16 protein-coding genes are annotated in these 18,059 nt (G+C 58.2%); 4 read left to right on the forward strand and 12 right to left on the reverse strand.

Going from position 1 to position 18,059, the window contains the following annotated elements; all coding sequences use genetic code 11:
- Positions 1-81: 81 nt before the first annotated feature.
- The 4 genes from plsB to dapE form a co-directional block, all read right to left on the reverse strand.
- Positions 82-2,583: a glycerol-3-phosphate 1-O-acyltransferase PlsB gene (gene plsB, locus RYC18_RS16550; RefSeq protein ID WP_057405438.1), complete on the reverse strand. Its 2,502-nt coding sequence runs from the start codon at positions 2,581-2,583 to the stop codon at positions 82-84.
- Positions 2,584-2,747: 164 nt separating this feature from the next.
- The gene (locus RYC18_RS16555) at positions 2,748-3,125 is read right to left on the reverse strand and encodes a hypothetical protein (RefSeq protein ID WP_005743422.1); all 378 of its coding nucleotides are present in this window, start codon (positions 3,123-3,125) and stop codon (positions 2,748-2,750) included.
- A 19-nt stretch (positions 3,126-3,144) separates the two neighbouring features.
- Positions 3,145-3,954 carry a putative RNA methyltransferase gene (locus RYC18_RS16560; protein WP_002554741.1) on the reverse strand — a complete coding sequence of 270 codons (810 nt, stop codon included), beginning with the start codon at positions 3,952-3,954 and terminating at the stop codon, positions 3,145-3,147.
- Positions 3,954-5,105 carry a succinyl-diaminopimelate desuccinylase gene (gene dapE / locus RYC18_RS16565; RefSeq protein WP_002554740.1) on the reverse strand — a complete coding sequence of 384 codons (1,152 nt, stop codon included), beginning with the start codon at positions 5,103-5,105 and terminating at the stop codon, positions 3,954-3,956. The genes RYC18_RS16560 and dapE overlap by 1 nt, the downstream gene beginning before the upstream one ends.
- Before the next feature lie 413 nt (positions 5,106-5,518).
- On the opposite strand from dapE, the gene tcdA reads away from it, so the two are divergent.
- The gene (gene tcdA, locus RYC18_RS16570; protein ID WP_005743424.1) at positions 5,519-6,349 is read left to right on the forward strand and encodes a tRNA cyclic N6-threonylcarbamoyladenosine(37) synthase TcdA; all 831 of its coding nucleotides are present in this window, start codon (positions 5,519-5,521) and stop codon (positions 6,347-6,349) included.
- Here tcdA and RYC18_RS16575 read toward each other — a convergent pair.
- From RYC18_RS16575 to RYC18_RS16590, 4 genes are read right to left on the reverse strand one after another with little or no spacing between them, the layout of a single operon-like run.
- Positions 6,340-6,747 (reverse strand): SufE family protein, encoded by a 408-nt coding sequence (locus tag RYC18_RS16575; RefSeq protein WP_005743425.1) that lies wholly within the window; start codon positions 6,745-6,747, stop codon positions 6,340-6,342. The two genes, tcdA and RYC18_RS16575, sit on opposite strands and share 10 nt — an antisense overlap.
- Positions 6,744-7,949: an aminotransferase class V-fold PLP-dependent enzyme gene (locus RYC18_RS16580; RefSeq protein ID WP_005743426.1), complete on the reverse strand. Its 1,206-nt coding sequence runs from the start codon at positions 7,947-7,949 to the stop codon at positions 6,744-6,746. Before RYC18_RS16580 ends, RYC18_RS16575 begins: the two co-directional genes overlap by 4 nt.
- 58 nt (positions 7,950-8,007) lie before the next feature.
- Positions 8,008-9,042: a 2,3,4,5-tetrahydropyridine-2,6-dicarboxylate N-succinyltransferase gene (gene dapD, locus RYC18_RS16585; RefSeq protein WP_002554736.1), complete on the reverse strand. Its 1,035-nt coding sequence runs from the start codon at positions 9,040-9,042 to the stop codon at positions 8,008-8,010.
- Between the two features lie 47 nt (positions 9,043-9,089).
- On the reverse strand, positions 9,090-9,437 hold the full coding sequence (locus RYC18_RS16590; RefSeq protein WP_002554735.1) for an ArsC family reductase: 348 nt from the start codon (positions 9,435-9,437) through the stop codon (positions 9,090-9,092).
- Between the two features lie 233 nt (positions 9,438-9,670).
- On the opposite strand from RYC18_RS16590, the gene RYC18_RS16595 reads away from it, so the two are divergent.
- Positions 9,671-9,901 (forward strand): hypothetical protein, encoded by a 231-nt coding sequence (locus tag RYC18_RS16595; RefSeq protein ID WP_004657963.1) that lies wholly within the window; start codon positions 9,671-9,673, stop codon positions 9,899-9,901.
- Between the two features lie 158 nt (positions 9,902-10,059).
- Here RYC18_RS16595 and RYC18_RS16600 read toward each other — a convergent pair whose 3' ends face one another.
- From RYC18_RS16600 to map, 4 genes are all read right to left on the reverse strand, one after another.
- A complete protein-coding gene (locus RYC18_RS16600; RefSeq protein WP_005778413.1) occupies positions 10,060-10,905 on the reverse strand; it encodes a matrixin family metalloprotease in 846 nt (281 codons plus the stop codon).
- 134 nt (positions 10,906-11,039) lie between these two features.
- The gene (dapC, locus tag RYC18_RS16605) at positions 11,040-12,233 is read right to left on the reverse strand and encodes a succinyldiaminopimelate transaminase (RefSeq protein WP_004666029.1); all 1,194 of its coding nucleotides are present in this window, start codon (positions 12,231-12,233) and stop codon (positions 11,040-11,042) included.
- A 51-nt stretch (positions 12,234-12,284) separates the two neighbouring features.
- Positions 12,285-14,981 (reverse strand): [protein-PII] uridylyltransferase, encoded by a 2,697-nt coding sequence (locus RYC18_RS16610; RefSeq protein WP_002554732.1) that lies wholly within the window; start codon positions 14,979-14,981, stop codon positions 12,285-12,287.
- A gap of 50 nt (positions 14,982-15,031) precedes the next feature.
- Complete coding sequence (gene map / locus RYC18_RS16615) at positions 15,032-15,814, reverse strand: type I methionyl aminopeptidase (protein WP_002554731.1); 783 nt, start codon at positions 15,812-15,814, stop codon at positions 15,032-15,034.
- Positions 15,815-16,126: 312 nt separating this feature from the next.
- Here map and rpsB point away from each other — a divergent pair, with 312 nt between their 5' ends.
- Both rpsB and tsf read left to right on the forward strand, forming a co-directional pair.
- On the forward strand, positions 16,127-16,870 hold the full coding sequence (rpsB, locus tag RYC18_RS16620; protein WP_002554730.1) for a 30S ribosomal protein S2: 744 nt from the start codon (positions 16,127-16,129) through the stop codon (positions 16,868-16,870).
- Between the two features lie 190 nt (positions 16,871-17,060).
- Positions 17,061-17,924 (forward strand): translation elongation factor Ts, encoded by an 864-nt coding sequence (gene tsf, locus RYC18_RS16625; RefSeq protein WP_005743432.1) that lies wholly within the window; start codon positions 17,061-17,063, stop codon positions 17,922-17,924.
- The last annotated feature ends 135 nt before the right edge of the window (positions 17,925-18,059 follow it).

Below are 18,059 nucleotides of genomic sequence, written 5' to 3' on the forward strand. Positions count from 1 at the left end.
ATGGGTACAAACCACACCTTGGCAGCGGCCGGGGAGCATAAAACACGTGCCTAAATATCCCCGGCTAATTGCGGAAAAGCCCTACGCTACCCCTTCACCATTTCCCGCATCCTGCTCTTCTTCATTGCTGTGTAACGCCACTTGCCGTATCGACAGACGGATTTCGGCCGGCAACACCCGCTTGGCCGCACCTTCTGCCAGTTCGCCCAGCATCGGGTGATAGCTCAGCTTGCCGGCGCTGTCCTTGCGCAGCACGCCCAGGTCCAGCAAGGTCTGGATGAAGTGCCTGAATAGACTCTTGTCGAAGAACTCTGGTGCATTAAGGCCATGCAGAATAGACAGGCGCTGGGCCATGACCGTACACAGGTCTTCCAGCTGCTCGGCGCTCAACGTGTTCTGTCCACTGTTGAGTAACAAGGCGATTGCCATGTAGAAGCGCTGCAGGGTCTGCGCGATGGCCCGTGACAACAGGGTCAGCAGCACGAACTCGCGGGAGCTGGGCTCCGGACGCACATAGACGTCCTTTTTAAAGCGCAGCAAGCCTTGCTCGACGAACGCAGCCAGCCATTGATCGACCACCTCATCCAGCTCGCTCAGCGGCCAGCGAATGAACAATTCAGATTGCAGGAACGGGTACAGCGCACGCGTGTAGCGCAGGATCTGTTCGCGGCTCATGCGCGACGAGCTCTGGAAAAAGCTGGCCAGCAATGCGGGCAGGGCAAAGATGTGCAAGACGTTGTTGCGGTAGTACGTCATCAGGACTGCATTCTGTTCGTTGAGGTACAGAATTTTGCCCAATGCATCTTTTTGTTCGGCGAGCAGGTCCATGCCTTTGACGTGCTCGATCAGCGAGCGCCCGTCGCCTTCCGGCAACGTGGTGTGCGGCGAGTAAGGTACGGCGCGCAGCAGCGTCAGGTAAAGGTCGAGAACACGCTCCATGGCCTGATCGTCCAGCGCCAGCCTTTGCGTTGACAGCAAGGCCACAGCAACCAGGTTCATCGGGTTGACGGCGGCGGCTTCATTCAGGTGCTGGGCCACACGTTCACCCAGCCGATGAGTGGTTTCGCTCAGCCATTCCGGGCGAAATTGCGGTGCCAGCGCCTGCTCGCGCCAGTCCGGTTGTTCGCCGTCAAGGAATTCGGCCAGCTTGATGGGGGCACCGAAGTTCACCGATACCTGGCCGAAACGCTGCTTCAGCGCACCGATGACTTTGAAGATGTCGAAGATCGACTCTTTCTTCTTGGTCGCTCCGCGCAATTCGCCCAGATAGGTACGGCCTTCCAGCACGCGCTCATAGCCGATGTACACCGGGACGAACACAATCGGCATCCGCGAGTTGCGCAGGAAGCTGCGCAGGGTGATGGCAAGCATGCCGGTTTTCGGTTGCAACATGCGCCCGGTCCGCGAGCGACCGCCTTCGACAAAGTATTCGACCGGGAATCCTTTGATGAACAGCGTGTGCAGGTACTCAGTGAAAACCGCTGTATACAGCGGGTTGCCCTTGAATGTGCGGCGCATGAAAAACGCCCCGCCACGGCGCAGCAGGCTGCCGACGACCGGCATGTTCAGGTTGATGCCGGCAGCGATGTGCGGCGGCGTGAGCCCGTTGCGAAACAACAGATAGGACAGCAGCAGGTAATCGATATGGCTGCGGTGGCAAGGGACGTAAATGACTTCATGCCCTGGCGCCACTTCCTGCACGCCTTCGATGTGGCTGACTTTGATGCCGTCGTAAATCTTGTTCCAGAACCAGCTGAGGACGACTTCCATGAAGCGGATGACGGAATAGGTGTAGTCCGAGGCGATCTCGTTGCCGTAGCTCAGCGCCCGGTCCCGTGCCTTGTCCTGGGTGATGTTCTCCCGTTCGGCTTCTTCGATGATCGCCTGCTTGACCAGCGGCTCGTCCAGCAGCCCTTTGACCACGGTGCGCCGGTGCGAAACGTCCGGGCCGATGACCGCGCTTTTCAGGTTGCGAAAGTGCACGCGCAGCAGACGCTGGGTCATGCGCAGGGTCAGTTCGTAACCTTTGTTTTCACCCACCAGCTCGCGCATGTGAATGGGCGCGGAAAACTGTACACGGGTCTTGCGACCCAGAATCAGAATGCTGACCAGACGACGCAAGCGACCGGTCACTGCCCAGCTGTCGGCGAACAGCAGTTTCCAGGCGCTGGACTCGCGGTCAGGTGACTGGCCCCAGAACACGCTGACCGGGATGATCTGCGCATCTTCGCCGGGGTTCTGGCTCACGGCTGCGACCAGACGCTCCAGTGTCGGCGGTGCGCCGCGCTTGTCCTGGCGGCCAAGCCAGTCAGGTGCCGGAGTCAGGTAAAAGAATGCAGCTGGCTCTATCAGGTTGCCGACCGCTACCGACAATACGGGGCGAGGCAGGCCAGCCTTGCGACATTCTGTGTCGATCACCGCCAGATCGCTGATCGACGGCGACTGCAGGGCATAGAACACCGGACGGCTACGGTCCAGGTTGAGCGTAAAAGACGACTGATTGATGGTTTCCGAGCGCACCCAGAGATACAACAATCGGCGCAGGGTGCCGAACACAAGACGACGGAACGGAGAACGGGTCATACGGCTTCTGCTGAGTCAGGGACGGGCGACTGCCCGAGATGGGCGTCAGTGTGACGTATCCCGAAGCGATCGGCAAAAAGCCTGGTGTTTGTAGAAGAGTAAATACTGAGCGGCCACCTTCGAGAGCCACGACGGCACATCTTGATGCCGTCGCTGCGAAAGGGTTAAGAGGTGCGCCAGGTGATTTCTTCCTCGCCATCGGCGCTGACGCGTATCCAGCGGTCGGCGGTTTCATCGCTTTCTTCTTCAACCCAGGTGCCGGGTGCGCAGCGCACTTCGACGTTCAAGGCTTTGAATGCCGCACGGGCGCAGGCGATGTCGTCTTCCCACGGGGTCTGATCGCTGTCCAGATGCAGACTGTTCCATTTACCGACTGCTTTGGGCAGCCAGGTTACGGTCACATTGCCGGCCTTGCACTTCCAGGTCTGGCCTTTCTGGTTCCAGTCACTGCACGGGCCCAGGGCGACGCTCAACCATTGAGCGATGGCCTTGTGGTCGACGTCTTCGTCTTTCAGGTAAATCTCGATATCGGGTTGGCGCATGGGTGCCTCTGTTGAATGCTTATTGCAGCACGAAATAATCGTAGCGCATGGAAACGGTGACCTTGAAAGGTCCTGATTGCTCAATGACGGCAGTCCGGCGCTCGGCGCTGGCGCGCCACCCGTGAGGCGTCATGGCCAGCAGATCGGCACGGGACTGGCCGTCGATCAGCTTCAGCGTATAGCGCAGGGTTTCGCTGTGTTGCAACTGCATGCCGGGTGGCACCAGGGACAGGTGCTTGTCGTCGGCATAATCGCGGACCTCATCATAAAGCTGCTGACGCAGTTCCATGAGATGTTCGCTGGTCGGGCCGACCCGCATCAGTCCGCCGCCAGGCGTCAGCAAGCGCTTGGCTTCAAGCCAGTCCAGCGGGCTGAACACACTGGCCAGAAACTGACAGCTGGCATCCGGCAAGGGAACACGGGCCATGCTGGCAACCATCCAGGTCAGCCTGGGGTCACGACGGCAGGCGCGTTTCACGGCTTCGCGGGAGATGTCTAGCGCATAGCCGTCGGCGTGGGGCAGGGCCTCGGCTATTTGCGCGGTGTAATAACCTTCGCCGCAGCCGATGTCCAGCCAGTGCGCGGGGGAGCGCTCGGCGGCCAGTTCAGCCAGCCGCCGGGCTACCGGGGCGTAATGCCCGGCGTTGAGGAAGTCCCGCCGTGCTTCAACCATGGCCTGATTGTCGCCGGGGTCGCGGCTGTTCTTGTGCTGCACCGGCAACAGGTTCAGATACCCCTGACGTGCACGGTCGAAGCGGTGGTTGGCCGGGCATACCACGCCGTTGTCGGCGGTACTGAGCGGCGCAGAGCAGATCGGGCAGGTCAGCATCAGGCGAGCAACTTGACCAGGGTCTGGTAGTAGATCTCGGTCAGCACGTCGAGATCGCTGGCCAGAATCCGCTCGTTGACCTGGTGAATCGTCGCGTTGACCGGCCCCAGTTCAACCACTTGCGTACCCAGGGTCGCGATGAAACGGCCGTCGGAGGTTCCGCCGCTGGTCGAGGCTTTGGTGTCACGGCCCGTGACGCTTTTGATGCTGGACGAGACGGCGTCCAGCAATGCGCCCGGCTCGGTCAGGAACGGCAGGCCGGACAACGCCCAGTTCACATGCCAGTCCAGCTCATGCTTGTCGAGGATGGCGGCGACACGCTGCTGCAAGCCTTCGACGGTCGACTCGGTCGAAAAACGGAAGTTGAACACTGCCACCAGATCACCCGGGATGACATTGGTTGCACCCGTGCCGGCGTTCAGGTTGGAGATCTGGAAGCTGGTTGGCGGGAAGAAATCGTTGCCATGGTCCCAGTGCTCTGCAGCCAGTTCGGCAAGTGCCGGAACTGCAAGGTGAATAGGGTTCTTCGCCAGATGCGGGTAAGCCACATGGCCCTGTTTGCCGCGCACGGTGAGGGTGGCGCCCAGCGAGCCACGACGCCCGTTCTTGACCACATCGCCCACCAGCGTGGTGCTCGAAGGTTCGCCGACGATGCACCAGTCCAGACGCTCCTTGCGCGCTGCCAGACGTTCGACGACAGCCTTGGTGCCGTGGTGCGCCGGGCCTTCTTCGTCACTGGTGATCAGGAATGCCACCGAACCCTTGTGATTCGGATGATCGGCTACAAAGCGCTCGGCGGCAACGAGCATGGCTGCCAGGCTGCCTTTCATGTCCGCTGCACCGCGTCCGCAGAGCATGCCGTGCTCGTCGATCAACGCATCGAACGGGTCGTTCTGCCAGTTCTCCACCGGGCCGGTAGGGACCACGTCCGTATGACCTGCGAAACACAGTACCGGGCCGTCGGTAGTGCCGTGTGTGGCCCAGAAGTTATCGACGTCTTCGATACGCATGGGCTCCAGCTTGAAGCCGGCATTGCCCAGGCGTTGCATCATCACTGCCTGACAGTCGGCATCGACCGGCGTCACTGACGGGCGGCGGATCAGATCGCAGGCAAGTTGAAGGGTGGGCGACAGGTCGGTAGGGGCAGTCATGTACAGAACTCCGGTAGCAAGACTTTGGGCGCGAAAAGGCGGATATCTTAAAGCAAAACGACGACCTGGGGCCGTCGTTTATTGTGTGCTGTGGATATGTCAAGCAGTCGACAGCGCAGGGCGGGTCGCGTGAGCAGACAGGACGGCCATAATGATGGCTGCCAGATAAGGGAGGGATTGTGCGAACAGTATGGCTATCCAGAATCTCGGGCCCGGACCGGAAGTCTCGTCTCTTATTTGCTCGCGGGTCGGACAAATATGTTTGTAGAGGCTTTGTGCGGAGCGAAAGGGGTTATATGAGAGGCCCGAGATAGCTTTTGCCCCTTCAGCCCTGATTTCGACGGGGCGACAAGCCGGGTGCCTTAACCTCCCACAAACCCCTATAATGCGCGCCGGTTTTTGAGGTATTGATCATGAGCGCAGAAGATCCACGTTTCGCTGGCATCGCCCGTTTGTACGGCATTGAAGGCCTGGCGCGCCTGCGCGCGGCTCATGTGGCAGTGGTCGGTATCGGCGGCGTGGGCTCGTGGGCGGCGGAAGCCATGGCACGCAGTGGCGTGGGCGAGATTTCGCTGTTTGACATGGACGACGTCTGTGTCAGCAACAGCAACCGCCAATTGCATGCACTGGACAGCACAGTCGGTCGGCCGAAGGTCGAAGTGATGGCCGAGCGGATTCGCGCGATCAATCCTGATTGCATCGTGCATGCGGTTTCTGATTTCGTGACCCGCGACACGATGGCTGAGTGCATCACCCCGGACATGGATTTCGTGATCGACTGTATCGACAGCGTCAACGCCAAGGCAGCACTGATTTCGTGGTGTAAGCGGCGCAAGATCCAGATGGTCACCACCGGTGGTGCCGGTGGGCAGATTGATCCGACCCTGATTCAGATCGCCGACTTGAACCGCACGTTCAACGACCCGCTGGCCTCCAAGGTACGTTCCACCCTGCGTCGCGACTATGGCTTTTCACGCACGCCTAACCGCCACTACAGCGTGCCTTGCGTGTTCTCCAGCGAACAGCTGCGCTATCCCAAGCCTGATGGCAGTATTTGCCTGGAAAAGAAGTTCGTCGGTGAGGGTGTAAAGCTCGACTGTGCAGGCGGCTTCGGCGCGGTGATGATGGTCACTGCCACGTTCGGCATGGTCGCCGCCACGCGTGCAGTGGACAAGCTGGTTGCAGGTGCGCGACGGCCTTCGGAGCGGGTCAAGCCAGCGGTTGCAACGCCCGATCAGGCTTGAGTCAGCTGGCGCATCTTCTGTAGCACGGCATTCAGGCCGTTGCTGCGTGACGGTGAGAGCTGGCGACCAAGGCCCAACTGACCGAACCAGTCAGACAAGTCCACGGCTTCCAGCTCCGGCGCCGACAGCCCGTTAACGCGGGCCAGCAGTAGCGCCACCAGACCTCGAATCAGCCGGGCGTCGCTGCTGGCTCTGAACAGCCAGGCTCCTGCGCTGACTTCGCCCGTCAGCCAGACCTTGCTTTCACAGCCGTGTACCAGATTGTCGTCCGTCTTTTCTTCGTCGCGCAACGAGGGGAGGCGATCCCCCCATTGCATGAGCAGGCGTGCGCGCTGTTCCCAGCTCTGTGGCTGGGAAAAGCTGTCGAGCGCGGTCTGCGCCAATGCGGGGAGGGTCATCGAAGCAGCTCCAGTGCCTGATCCAGTGCGCTGAAAAACCGCAGCAAGTCATCTGAATCATTGTAGAGCGCAAGTGAAACACGAATTGAGCTGGGCAGACCGAGTGTATCGAACAGTGGCATCGCGCAGTGACGACCAGCGCGCACGGCAATACCCTGTTCGGTCAGCAAATGAGCCAGATCGGCGTTGTGTATGCCGTCCACGACGAAACTGGCCAGTGCCAGGTCCGGTGAGCCCAATACCTGAATACCTTCACGCCTTTGCAGGCCTTCAAGCAGGCGACGGTGCAGATTTGCTTCGTGTTCCGCGACCGCCTGATGATCAAGGCTTTCCAGGTAAGCCAGCGTAGCGCCCAGACCGATCACGCTGGCGATGGGCGGGGTGCCCGCTTCAAAGCCCAGCGGTGCCGGGCGAAATTTCGCGTGTTGATAATCGGCGGTCAGCACCATCTCGCCGCCGAACTGCCAGTGCGTCAGGTTCGGTAGCGCGTCGTTGCGTCCGTACAGCACACCTAGCCCTTCCGGACCATAAAGCTTGTGGCTGGAAAACACATAAAAGTCGCAGCCCAGTGCCTGTACATCGTGGCGTCCATGCACCACACCTTGTGATCCGTCCACGACCGTGAGCGCACCTTGCGCTTTCGCCAGTGCGATAAGGCGGGCGAGCGGCTGCCAGGTGCCGAGCACGTTGGACAACTGACTGACTGCGAGCAGACGCGTGCGAGGGCCGATCAGACTGGCCGCAGCATGGCAGTCGATTACACCATCGGGATCGAGCGGCAGTATCACCAGTTTCAGGCCGCGGCGCTGAGCCAGTTGCTGCCACGGCAGCAGGTTGGCGTGATGTTCCAGTGCGCTAATGGCGATCTCGTCGCCCGCAGTGAAACTATGCTCCAACCCATAGGCCAGCAGGTTGAGCGCAGAAGTGGCCCCGTGGGTAAAGATGATTTGTCCGCTCTCGCCGGCATTCAGCCAGTGCGCGGCCTTGCCACGGCTGGCTTCAAACGCCTGGGTGGCGTGTGCGCCCGGCAGATGCTGGGCACGATGCACGTTGGCGGCACCGTTGACGTAGTAATGAGTCAGGGCATCGATCAGCGCCTGGGGTTTTTGCGTGGTGGCGGCGTTGTCCAGATAGGTCTGGCCTTGCCGTTGCAGGGCGGCGATAGCGGGGAAGTCGCCACGCCAGGGAGAAATGAGGGGCATTGTTCGTCCAGCGTGTGGAGGCGGGTTCAAGGCCGCAGCCTTGAACCCGCACACAGCATCAGTTATGAGCGTGCAGTGCTTCGTTCAGCTCGATGGCCGATTTGTGGGTTTTGCATTCCACTGCGCCGGTCTGCGAGTTGCGACGGAACAACAGGTCGTTCTGGCCTGCCAGCTCGCGTGCTTTGACGATCTTGACCAGTTCGTTGTTTTCATCGAGCAGCGCGACCTTGGTGCCGGCGGTCACATACAGACCCGATTCCACGGTATTGCGATCGCCCAGCGGGATACCGATGCCGGCGTTGGCACCGATCAGGCAGCCTTCGCCAACCTTGATGATGATGTTGCCGCCACCCGACAGCGTACCCATGGTCGAGCAGCCGCCACCCAGATCCGAGCCCTTGCCGACGAATACGCCTGCAGAAACGCGGCCTTCGATCATGCCCGGGCCTTCGGTGCCGCCATTGAAGTTGACGAAGCCTTCGTGCATGACGGTGGTGCCTTCGCCGATGTAAGCGCCCAGACGTACGCGAGCACTGTCAGCGATACGAACGCCACTCGGGACGACGTAGTCAGTCATTTTCGGGAATTTGTCGACCGAGAACACTTCCAGCAGTTCGCCTTTAAGGCGTGCTTCAAGCTGACGTTCGGCCAGTTCGGCGAGGTCGACCGCGCCCTGGCTGGTCCAGGCTACGTTTGGCAGCAACGGGAAGATACCTGCCAGGTTCAGGCCGTGTGGCTTGACCAGGCGATGCGACAGCAGGTGCAGCTTGAGGTAGGCCTCTGGAGTCGACGTCAGGGTTGCGTCTTCAGCCAGCAGGGTGGCAACCAGCGGCTTCTGACTTTCCGCCAGACGAGTCAGCAGCGCGGCCTGGGTCGCGTCCACGGATTTGACCGCCTCGGCCAGCTTGTATGCCAGGTCTACATTGAAGGTGATTGCCTGATTGCCGTTGGTGTAACCAAGAACAGGCGCGATGGCCGCGACCAGTTCTACGGAAGGATTGATCAGCGGCTGAGCGTAAAATACTTCGAGCCATGAGCCTTGACGATTTTGAGTGCCGACGCCGAAGGCCAGGCTGAACAGGGTAGTGGACATGTAAATACCTCTTGGCTTTATCAAGGGGCTTTCAGTAGCGCTCTGGCTTACTGTAAAGCCGCTGCATACAGGTCGGGCTTGAAGCCGATCAGGGTTTTATTGCCCAGATCAAGCACCGGACGCTTGATCATGGACGGCTGCGCGAGCATCAGTTCTATGGCTTTCGCCTGATCGAGATCGGCCTTTTGTCCGTCATCGAGCTTGCGAAAGGTGGTGCCTGCGCGGTTCAGCACGACCTGCCAGCCGTGTTCATTGCACCACTGCGCGAGGTGTTCCCGGTCGATGCCCTGTGTCTTGTAGTCATGAAAATCGTAGCTCACGGAATTATCGTCGAGCCAGGTGCGGGCCTTCTTCATGGTGTCGCAGGCTTTGATGCCAAATAGAGTGTAAGTCATCGTTTTGGGGTGGGGTGGCTGATCTTGCTCGATACTCCCCACTTTCTCTCCTCGCAATTTAGCCGGATATTATGCCACGTCAGACCGCATCGTGTTGTGACAGCGCTGGTACAAAGACTGAACAAAAACTAGATAATAACCCTAACTGCCATTAAGAAAACTTCACCCTTCCACGCTTGAGTGGCAAGCCCGGGCGGGCAATTATTGCTTTCCATTTAAAGGCTGGGTGCGTTATGTCTGAACAAGAGAAGAAGCGTCAAGAAGCGCTTGTCCGGCAACGTTATTACAGGGAACGTCAACGTGCCGAGGGATTCAAGCAAAGTACGATCTGGATTCATGGTGAGGCTGAGACGCAAGGCAGGCTGGCCGCACGTGAAGGAAAACCGTTGCTGCCCATGCAGTCCCATGACCCGGTAAGCTGGGCGGTCGGGTGGGTTGCGGAAAAACTGCGAACACGACAGTGACCGGTAGCGCTGTAAAGCCCTCGCGCCACACGGGGTGAAGTACGTGGCGCGATGTCTCATGCGGTTGCTGGCTAATTCGGCAGGGTAGCGGCCAGTGCATTGCAGGCACTGCTTACGCATTACTGCCTGACGATCAGTATTTTCTTTACGATGCCTTGTCAGTTCGCCTCGAACTTTGAGTTTTTCCGGTCCCCGTATATGGAACCCATCACTTTGATGTCGTTAGGGCTGAGCGTCTTGCCTGTGTTGATAATTTCAAAGTCGCCAAGGGTCAGGCCGTTGGGAATGTCGTAATGCATGACGGAATCACGGTCGTAAGCCGAATGGTAGAAATCAGCAGCTTCGTACTTGTCGAAAAAATTGGTATTGATTTCTTCGTCAGTCAATCCGGATTGTAAAAGCAGAGGGCGTAGAAGCGGTTCGTTCCAGGGGATGTTTGCCTGAGGATGCTGGTGCTCGTGAACTGCTCCCAAGGCGTGCCCGAATTCATGGAGCACGATGCGCGTCAAGTCCGGCATGGGTTTCAGGTCTGCCGTGAACAGCTCCTTGACGTTGAATTCCATGGTGGCTTCATTCTGCTCGGCCAACAGGGCATCAGTCCCTATGGCGCTCCAGTTCAGATGCTCGTTGAAACCGATTCGGATATCGCTGACCCCGCCTGTCACAAACTCGAATTTCAGATTTATGTGAGGCAGCCATTTCTTTGCAGCTTCGACAACGGGGGTTGTCAGAATGGCAGGAGGGTCTTTCTGAAAAAGCATTTTCAGGGTCCGCCCACGTGCCCAGTATTTGCTGAACGAAACCAGAAGACGCGCTATGTGCGTTGACTCTTCGCAGCCATGGCGTGCTCCTGATTCGTAGGCAGGAGTGATTGCTGCGTTGGCGGGGTTTTCGCGAATGGCGGTTTCGTACGAGGCCTGATGATTCGTTGCGCTTCGCATGGCGCAGGATGCAGGCAGCTTCAGGCTCTTTGTGGTGGGGGCGGACATGTGATCGACCTTCATCGTAGTTCGCTTCCTTTCAGGAAGGCTGGAAAATGAAGGTTGAAGGTACGTTTGTGCAAGGTGTAGCAGGTGGTAACTAATTACCCCCGCCACACATCAAAGGCGGCGGGGCTGTCTTCCTGAAGTTTCGCTGTTTATTTGCTCAGGAATGCGCGGATACGTTCGGCGGCTTCGACGCACTCGGCCAGAGGTGCAACGAGCGCCAGGCGAACCCGGCCGGCACCCGGGTTGACGCCATCCACCTCGCGGGAAAGGTACGAACCCGGTACTGCAGTCACATGCTGATCGATGAACAGGTCTCGGCAAAATGCAGCATCATCGGTGCCTACATTCGGCCACAGGTAAAACCCCCCGTCCGGGCGCTGGACGTCGAGCACTGGCGCGAGGATGTCGAGCACAGCATCGAATTTTTCACGGTACAAGTCACGGTTCGCGCGTACGTGCTCCTCGTCATTCCAGGCAGCAATGCTCGCCAGCTGAGTCTGTACCGGCATGGCGCAGCCGTGATACGTGCGATACAGCAGGAAGGCCTTGAGAATGTCGGCATCACCTGCCACAAAACCTGAACGCAGGCCCGGCAGGTTGGAGCGCTTGGACAGGCTGTGGAACACCACGCAACGCTTGAAATCCTGGCGACCCAGCTCGACACAGGCGCTGAGCAAGCCAGGCGGTGGAGCCTGCTCATCGAAGTACAGCTCGCTGTAGCATTCGTCCGCAGCAATGACAAAGTCATGTTCGTCGGCCAGGGCGATGAGTTTTTTCAGGGTTTCAACAGGAATCAGTGCTCCGGTCGGGTTACCCGGCGAGCACAGGAACAGGATCTGGCAGCGCTTCCAGGTGTCCGCGCTGACTGCGTCGAAATCGGGATTGAAACCGTTGTCGCTCAGGCATGGCAGGTAGTGAGGCTGGGCTCCGGCCAGAAAGGCGGCACCTTCATAGATCTGATAAAACGGGTTCGGGCTGATCACCAGGCCGTCATCGCTACGATTGACTACTGTCTGGGTGAAGGCGAACAGCGCTTCGCGTGTGCCATTGACCGGCAATACATTGCGCGCCGGATCAATCCAGCCCTGTGGTACGCCGAATCGACGGTTGCACCAGCCGGCAATGGCTTCGCGCAGCGCCGGGATACCCAGGGTGGTCGGGTAAACCGCCATCTGATCGAGGTTGTCTGCGAGTGTCTTGGCGACGAAATCAGGTGAGCGGTGCTTCGGCTCACCAATCGACAATGCAACAGGGCGCTTTTCCGGGTTGGGCGTTACGCCGGCCAGCAAGGCGCGCAGCTTCTCAAAAGGGTAAGGCTGAAGCAGTTGCATGGCGTTATTCATGGGGAGTGTTCCTCAATGGACTGCGTTGAGTCGATTCGTTTGGCCGAGTGCTCATATGCTGATTCGCAAATCATGGCCGGGCTCTGAGTTGACGCTCAGTTGCTTGACGATTGCGTCCTGCAGCTGGCTGCACAGCTGTGGGTCGGACAGCGGATGATTGTTCGCGTCGGTGATGAAGAACACGTCTTCCACGCGTTCGCCCAGGGTCGCAATCTTGGCATTCTGCAATGACAGATCGAACTCCAGGAATATCTTGCCAATGCGCGCCAGCAGGCCGGGGCGGTCAGGTGCCAGCAGTTCAAGTACCGTCACAGGGCGCTGGGCGTCGTTGTGAATGGTGACTTGCGGTGCGAACGCAAAGTGCTTGAGCTGACGAGGCACGCGGCGCTTGATGATCGTCGGGTAATCATCCGGGTTGCGCAGCGCTTCGGTCAGGCCGTTGCGGATTTCCTGAACGCGTTCCGGGTTGTCGCCGATCGAACCGCCTTCGTTATCGAGGACGATATAGGTGTCGAGTGTGAATTTGCTGCTGGACGTGATAATGCGCGCGTCATGAATGTTCAGGTTCAACTGGTCCATCGCCGCCACGGTCACAGCGAAGAAATCATGCTGGTCAGGGGCGTAAATGAATATTTGCGTGCCGCCCTCAAATTCCCGCTGAGTGGTTTCCTTGATCAGCACCAGCGGGCCGCCGTCGGCTGGCTGCTGCAGGATGGCATCGCTGTGCCAGGCAACATCGCCAGCGGTGTGACGCAGGAAATAATCGTCTCCCAGCGCTGACCAGAGTTGCTCGACATCGTCAGGGTCGGTGCCGTTGCGTACCAGGATGTCCAGCGCTGCAGTCTGGGTGCGACGAATCTGCTCCTCGCGATCAACCGGGTTTTCCAGGCCGCGGCGCAAGGCGCGTTTGGTTTCGGTGTACAACTGGCGCAGCAGGCTGGCGCGCCACGAATTCCAGAGGGTCGGGTTGGTTGCGTTGATGTCGGCAACGGTCAGCACATACAGATAGTCCAGGTGCACTTCGTCGCCGACGAACTGGGCGAAATCGTGGATGACCTGGGGATCTGAAAGGTCCTTGCGCTGTGCGGTGGTCGACATGACCAGATGGTTGCTCACCAGCCAGACAATAAGACGGGTGTCCCAGTCAGGCAGATGATGGCGCGTACCGAACGCCTGTGCATCTATTGCGCCCAGCTCCGAGTGATCGCCGCCACGGCCCTTGCCAATGTCGTGGTACAGCCCGGCCAGGTAGATCAGCTCCGGCTTTGGCAGTCGAGCCATTATTTTGCTTGCCAGCGGAAATTTTTCGGACACTTCTGTGTATTGCAGCTTGCGCAGGTGCTTGATCAGATTCAGCGTGTGCGCATCGACGGTATAGATGTGGAACAGGTCATGCTGCATCTGCCCGACGATGTGGCCGAATTCCGGCAGATACAGCCCGAGAATGCCATAGCGGTTCATCCGGCGCAGGTTGCGATGAATGCCTGTCTCGCACTTGAACAGCTCTATGAACAGGCTGGTGTTACGGATATCGTTACGGAAATCATCGTTGATCAGGTGCCGGTGTTCACGCAGCAAACGAATGGTGTCGGCGCGCACGCCCTTTATCTCGGGATGCTGGGCCATGAGCACGAAAATCTCGATCATGGCAAACGGGGTGCGCTTGAAAACGTTCGGGTTGGTGGCTTCTATATAGCCGTCGTGCAGCTGGAAGCGCGAATTGATCGGCTGCGCTGTGCCGCTGTCGTCGGAAAGAATCACTTCTTCGAAATGCTGGATGATCAGATCGCTGAGTTCGGCGATGCTCATGACCACGCGGTAATACTTCTGCATGAAGCGCTCGATGGCGAGCTTGGCGTCACTGTCTTCATAGCCCAGCAAGCCTGCGATGCGGACCTGATAATCGAACAGAAGCCGATCTTCTGATCGTCCGGCCAGCATGTGCAGCGCATAGCGCACTTTCCAGAGAAACTCCTGGGAGGAGGCCAGCAGGGCGTTTTCACTGCCCAGCAGGAAGCCTTCGCCTGCCAGTGCATGCAGATTCAACGTGCCGTACTGGCGTCGCGCAACCCACAGAATGGTCTGAATGTCGCGCAGGCCGCCGGGCGAGCCCTTGACGTTGGGTTCCAGGTTGTATTCGGTATCGTTGTACTTGTGATGACGCTTTTTCTGTTCGGCGTGCTTGGCAAGAAAGAACTCCTTGCTCGGCCACATATGCTGCGTACTGGTGACTTCCAGCATGCGTTGGCGCAGATGCTCGGGACCTGCGATGGTGCGGCTTTCCATCAGGTTGGTGATGACAGTCAGGTCGGCCAGGCCTTCCTGTGCACATTCATTGACAGAGCGCACGCTTTGCCCGACCTCCAGACCGATGTCCCAGAGCAGCGTCAGAAACCGCTCGATAGGTTCGCGAAAAATTTCGTGGTCATCACTGTCCAGCAGGATCAGCAGGTCAATGTCCGAGTACGGATGCAGCTCGCCGCGCCCGTAGCCGCCCACTGCAAGCAGGGCGATATCGGCATCTTCGCTCCATTCGAACTGATCCCAGGCCTTCTGCAGGATGTTATCTACAAACCATGCCCGGTCTTCTATCAGTCGCCGAATGTCGCGCCCTGACCTGAAGCGATCATCAAGGACGTCTTTCGCCCTGCGGATAGCCTTCTTGAACGCAGCGATGGGGCTGGCTTTCAAGGCCAGTTCGGCCTGGAACTGGCCACGATCGAACAAGTCTGGATCTACTTGCGGCATGGAGCAGTATTCCTCATGTCGGGTCGGGTGTTCAGTCGTGCAGCCTCCGGTCAGGGGGCTTTTTGTGCAATAGTGTCGTCGCTGCGTAAAGTGAAGATTTCGTAACCGTCAGCGGTTACCAGCAGCGTGTGCTCCCATTGCGCCGAGAGCTTGCGGTCCTTGGTGATCGCCGTCCAGCCATCGCCAAGGATCTTGGTTTCAGGGCGTCCCTGGTTGATCATCGGCTCAATGGTGAAGGTCATGCCTTCCTGCAGTTCGATACCGGTTCCAGCCTCGCCGAAGTGCATGACCTGCGGCTCTTCATGAAACACCTTGCCGATGCCGTGACCACAGAACTCCCGAACCACAGAGAAACCATTCTTTTCAGCGTGTTTCTGAATAACGGCGCCGATGTCGCCCAGGCGAGTGCCGGGTTTGACGATTTCGATAGCCTTATACAGACACTCTTGAGTTACTTTCGACAGACGCTCGGCCCATACCGGAACGGTGCCGACATGGAACATCCTGCTGGTGTCCCCGTGGTACCCGTCCTTTATGACGGTAACGTCAATGTTGAGCGAGTCGCCGTTCTTCAGCTTCTTGTCACTCGGGATGCCGTGGCAGACTACCTGATTGATCGAGGTGCAGATCGACTTGGGGAAGCCTTTGTAGTTCAGCGGGGCAGGGATCGCCTGTTGCTCGTTGACGATGTAATCGTGGCAGAGGCGGTCCAGCTCTTCCGTGGTTACACCGGGCTTTACGTGAGGCGCTATCATTTCCAGAACATCGGCGGCCAGGCGACCGGCGATGCGCATCTTTTCGATGTCTTCCGGGGTTTTGAGGGTGATGGTCATACAGAATCTCTCGGCGTGGCTGGCACGCGGTTGGTGCGCAAAGGCGCAATTCTATCAGACCGCCGGTGCCGGGTAATCATCGCTTCCTTCTATAGGCAGCGGATGCGGCTTTAAAAGCACCGCAAAACAAGAACTTGATGGGAGTTCCGTTCTCTTCCCTTTTGTGATATAAAATGCGCCGCTTTCCAAGGTCCGTCCTTGAAGCACAAACCCACACACGTGTCGACACGATGACCTGGGTGCCCTTGGCAGATGCCATTGGTTGGTCATTGGGATACGTGGAGGCCTAACCCGACTTATCAAGGAACTATCATGTCCCAAGTCAATATGCGCGATATGCTGAAGGCCGGTGTGCACTTCGGTCACCAAACCCGTTACTGGAACCCGAAAATGGGTAAGTACATTTTCGGCGCGCGTAACAAGATTCACATCATCAACCTTGAAAAAACCCTGCCTATGTTCAACGAAGCTCTGACTTTCGTTGAGCGCCTGGCTTCGGGCAAAAACAAGATTCTGTTCGTCGGCACCAAGCGTTCCGCTGGCAAAATCGTTGCTGAAGAAGCAGCACGTTGCGGTTCGCCGTACGTCGACCATCGCTGGTTGGGTGGCATGCTGACCAACTTCAAGACCATCCGTCAGTCGATCAAACGTCTGCGCGAGCTGGAAGTACAGTCCGAAGACGGTACTTTCGCCAAGCTGACCAAGAAAGAAGCCCTGATGCGCACCCGTGATCTGGAAAAACTGGATCGCAGCCTGGGTGGTATCAAGGACATGGGCGGTCTGCCAGACGCACTGTTCGTTATCGACGTTGATCACGAGCGCATCGCGATCACCGAAGCCAACAAGCTGGGCATCCCGGTTATCGGCGTTGTCGATACCAACAGCAGCCCGGAAGGCGTTGACTACATCATCCCGGGCAACGATGACGCCATTCGCGCCATCCAGCTGTACATGGGTTCGATGGCTGACGCTGTTATCCGTGGTCGTAACAATGTTGCTGGCGGCACCGACGTATTCGTCGAAGAAGCTCCAGCTGCAGCTGCTGTAGAAGGCTGAGTACAAACGCCTGGCGTTTACTCAGTACGCGAAAAGGGGGCTTAGCCCCCTTTTTGCCACCTAGGAAATGATTTGTCGGTCTGTAGCCATGACCTTGCTGTCATGTGTTGCTGCCACCCTGATTTTTCAAGAATTGCACGCCCGGCGAGCCGGGTGGAATGGTTGAAGACCTATCCAAGAGGATTTTGAAATGGCAGAGATTACTGCAGCGTTGGTCAAAGAACTGCGCGAGCGTACCGGCGAAGGCATGATGGACTGCAAAAAGGCCTTGACCAAGGCTGGCGGCGACATCGAAAAAGCAATCGACGATATGCGTGCTTCCGGCGCGATCAAGGCCGCCAAGAAAGCAGGCAACGTTGCTGCTGAAGGCGCTATCGCCATCAAGGACGACGGTAAAGCCGCTGTCATCATCGAAGTCAACTCGCAGACCGACTTCCTGGCCCTGCAAGACGACTTCAAGGCTTTCGTTGCTGCAAGCGTCGAAAAAGCCTTCGCTGAGAAGATGACTGATGCCGCTCCGTTGATCGAAGCTCAGGAAGCTGCACGTCTGGTACTGGTCGGCAAGGTTGGCGAAAACGTCAACATCCGTCGCCTGAAGCGTATCGAAGGTGATGTTGTAGGTACTTACCTGCACGGCAACAAGATCGGCGTAGTTGTTACCCTCAAGGGTGGCGACGTCGAGCTGGCCAAAGATATCGCCATGCACGTAGCCGCAAGCAACCCCGAGTTCCTGTTCCCTTCGGAAGTGTCTGCTGAAGCGATCGAGCGCGAGAAAAACGTCTTCCTGCAACTGAACGAAGACAAGATCAAAGGCAAGCCGGCTGACATCGTTGAGAAAATGGTTGGCGGTCGTATCACCAAGTTCCTGGCAGAAGCCAGCCTGGTCGAGCAAGCCTTCGTCAAGAACCCGGAAGTCAAGGTCGGTGATCTGGCCAAGAAAGCCGGCGCTGAAATCGTTTCCTTCACCTACTTCAAAGTAGGCGACGGCATCGAGAAGCCAGTTGATAACTTCGCTGACGAAGTGGCTGCACAGCTGGCTGCTGCCAAGCAGTAAGACGGTTTTTCAACTGTCGCCCCAAAGAGGCTGCCCGCTCACGCGTGCGGCCTCTTTGTCGAAAGAGAAAAGGAAATTTTCCTTGGAGATTGTGCTCACAAGGCTGCATTCTCCCGACGCTCGCAGAGCGTCAAG

It is taken from the genome of Pseudomonas syringae group sp. 247E2 (assembly GCF_032587795.1).
In the GTDB taxonomy this organism is placed as follows: Bacteria; Pseudomonadota; Gammaproteobacteria; order Pseudomonadales; family Pseudomonadaceae; genus Aquipseudomonas; species Aquipseudomonas amygdali.

Coding starts and splice junctions, on each gene's coding strand:
- dapD (WP_002554736.1), bottom strand. CDS start 9,042: ATGTCCACTACCCTGTTCAGCCTGGCCTTCGGCGTCGGCACTCAAAAT.
- tsf (WP_005743432.1), top strand. CDS start 17,061: ATGGCAGAGATTACTGCAGCGTTGGTCAAAGAACTGCGCGAGCGTACC.
- plsB (WP_057405438.1), bottom strand. CDS start 2,583: ATGACCCGTTCTCCGTTCCGTCGTCTTGTGTTCGGCACCCTGCGCCGA.
- tcdA (WP_005743424.1), top strand. CDS start 5,519: ATGAGCGCAGAAGATCCACGTTTCGCTGGCATCGCCCGTTTGTACGGC.
- dapC (WP_004666029.1), bottom strand. CDS start 12,233: ATGAATAACGCCATGCAACTGCTTCAGCCTTACCCTTTTGAGAAGCTG.
- RYC18_RS16600 (WP_005778413.1), bottom strand. CDS start 10,905: ATGAAGGTCGATCACATGTCCGCCCCCACCACAAAGAGCCTGAAGCTG.
- dapE (WP_002554740.1), bottom strand. CDS start 5,105: ATGACTGCCCCTACCGACCTGTCGCCCACCCTTCAACTTGCCTGCGAT.
- RYC18_RS16590 (WP_002554735.1), bottom strand. CDS start 9,437: ATGACTTACACTCTATTTGGCATCAAAGCCTGCGACACCATGAAGAAG.
- RYC18_RS16555 (WP_005743422.1), bottom strand. CDS start 3,125: ATGCGCCAACCCGATATCGAGATTTACCTGAAAGACGAAGACGTCGAC.
- RYC18_RS16560 (WP_002554741.1), bottom strand. CDS start 3,954: ATGCTGACCTGCCCGATCTGCTCTGCGCCGCTCAGTACCGCCGACAAC.
- RYC18_RS16610 (WP_002554732.1), bottom strand. CDS start 14,981: ATGCCGCAAGTAGATCCAGACTTGTTCGATCGTGGCCAGTTCCAGGCC.
- map (WP_002554731.1), bottom strand. CDS start 15,814: ATGACCATCACCCTCAAAACCCCGGAAGACATCGAAAAGATGCGCATC.
- rpsB (WP_002554730.1), top strand. CDS start 16,127: ATGTCCCAAGTCAATATGCGCGATATGCTGAAGGCCGGTGTGCACTTC.
- RYC18_RS16595 (WP_004657963.1), top strand. CDS start 9,671: ATGTCTGAACAAGAGAAGAAGCGTCAAGAAGCGCTTGTCCGGCAACGT.
- RYC18_RS16575 (WP_005743425.1), bottom strand. CDS start 6,747: ATGACCCTCCCCGCATTGGCGCAGACCGCGCTCGACAGCTTTTCCCAG.
- RYC18_RS16580 (WP_005743426.1), bottom strand. CDS start 7,949: ATGCCCCTCATTTCTCCCTGGCGTGGCGACTTCCCCGCTATCGCCGCC.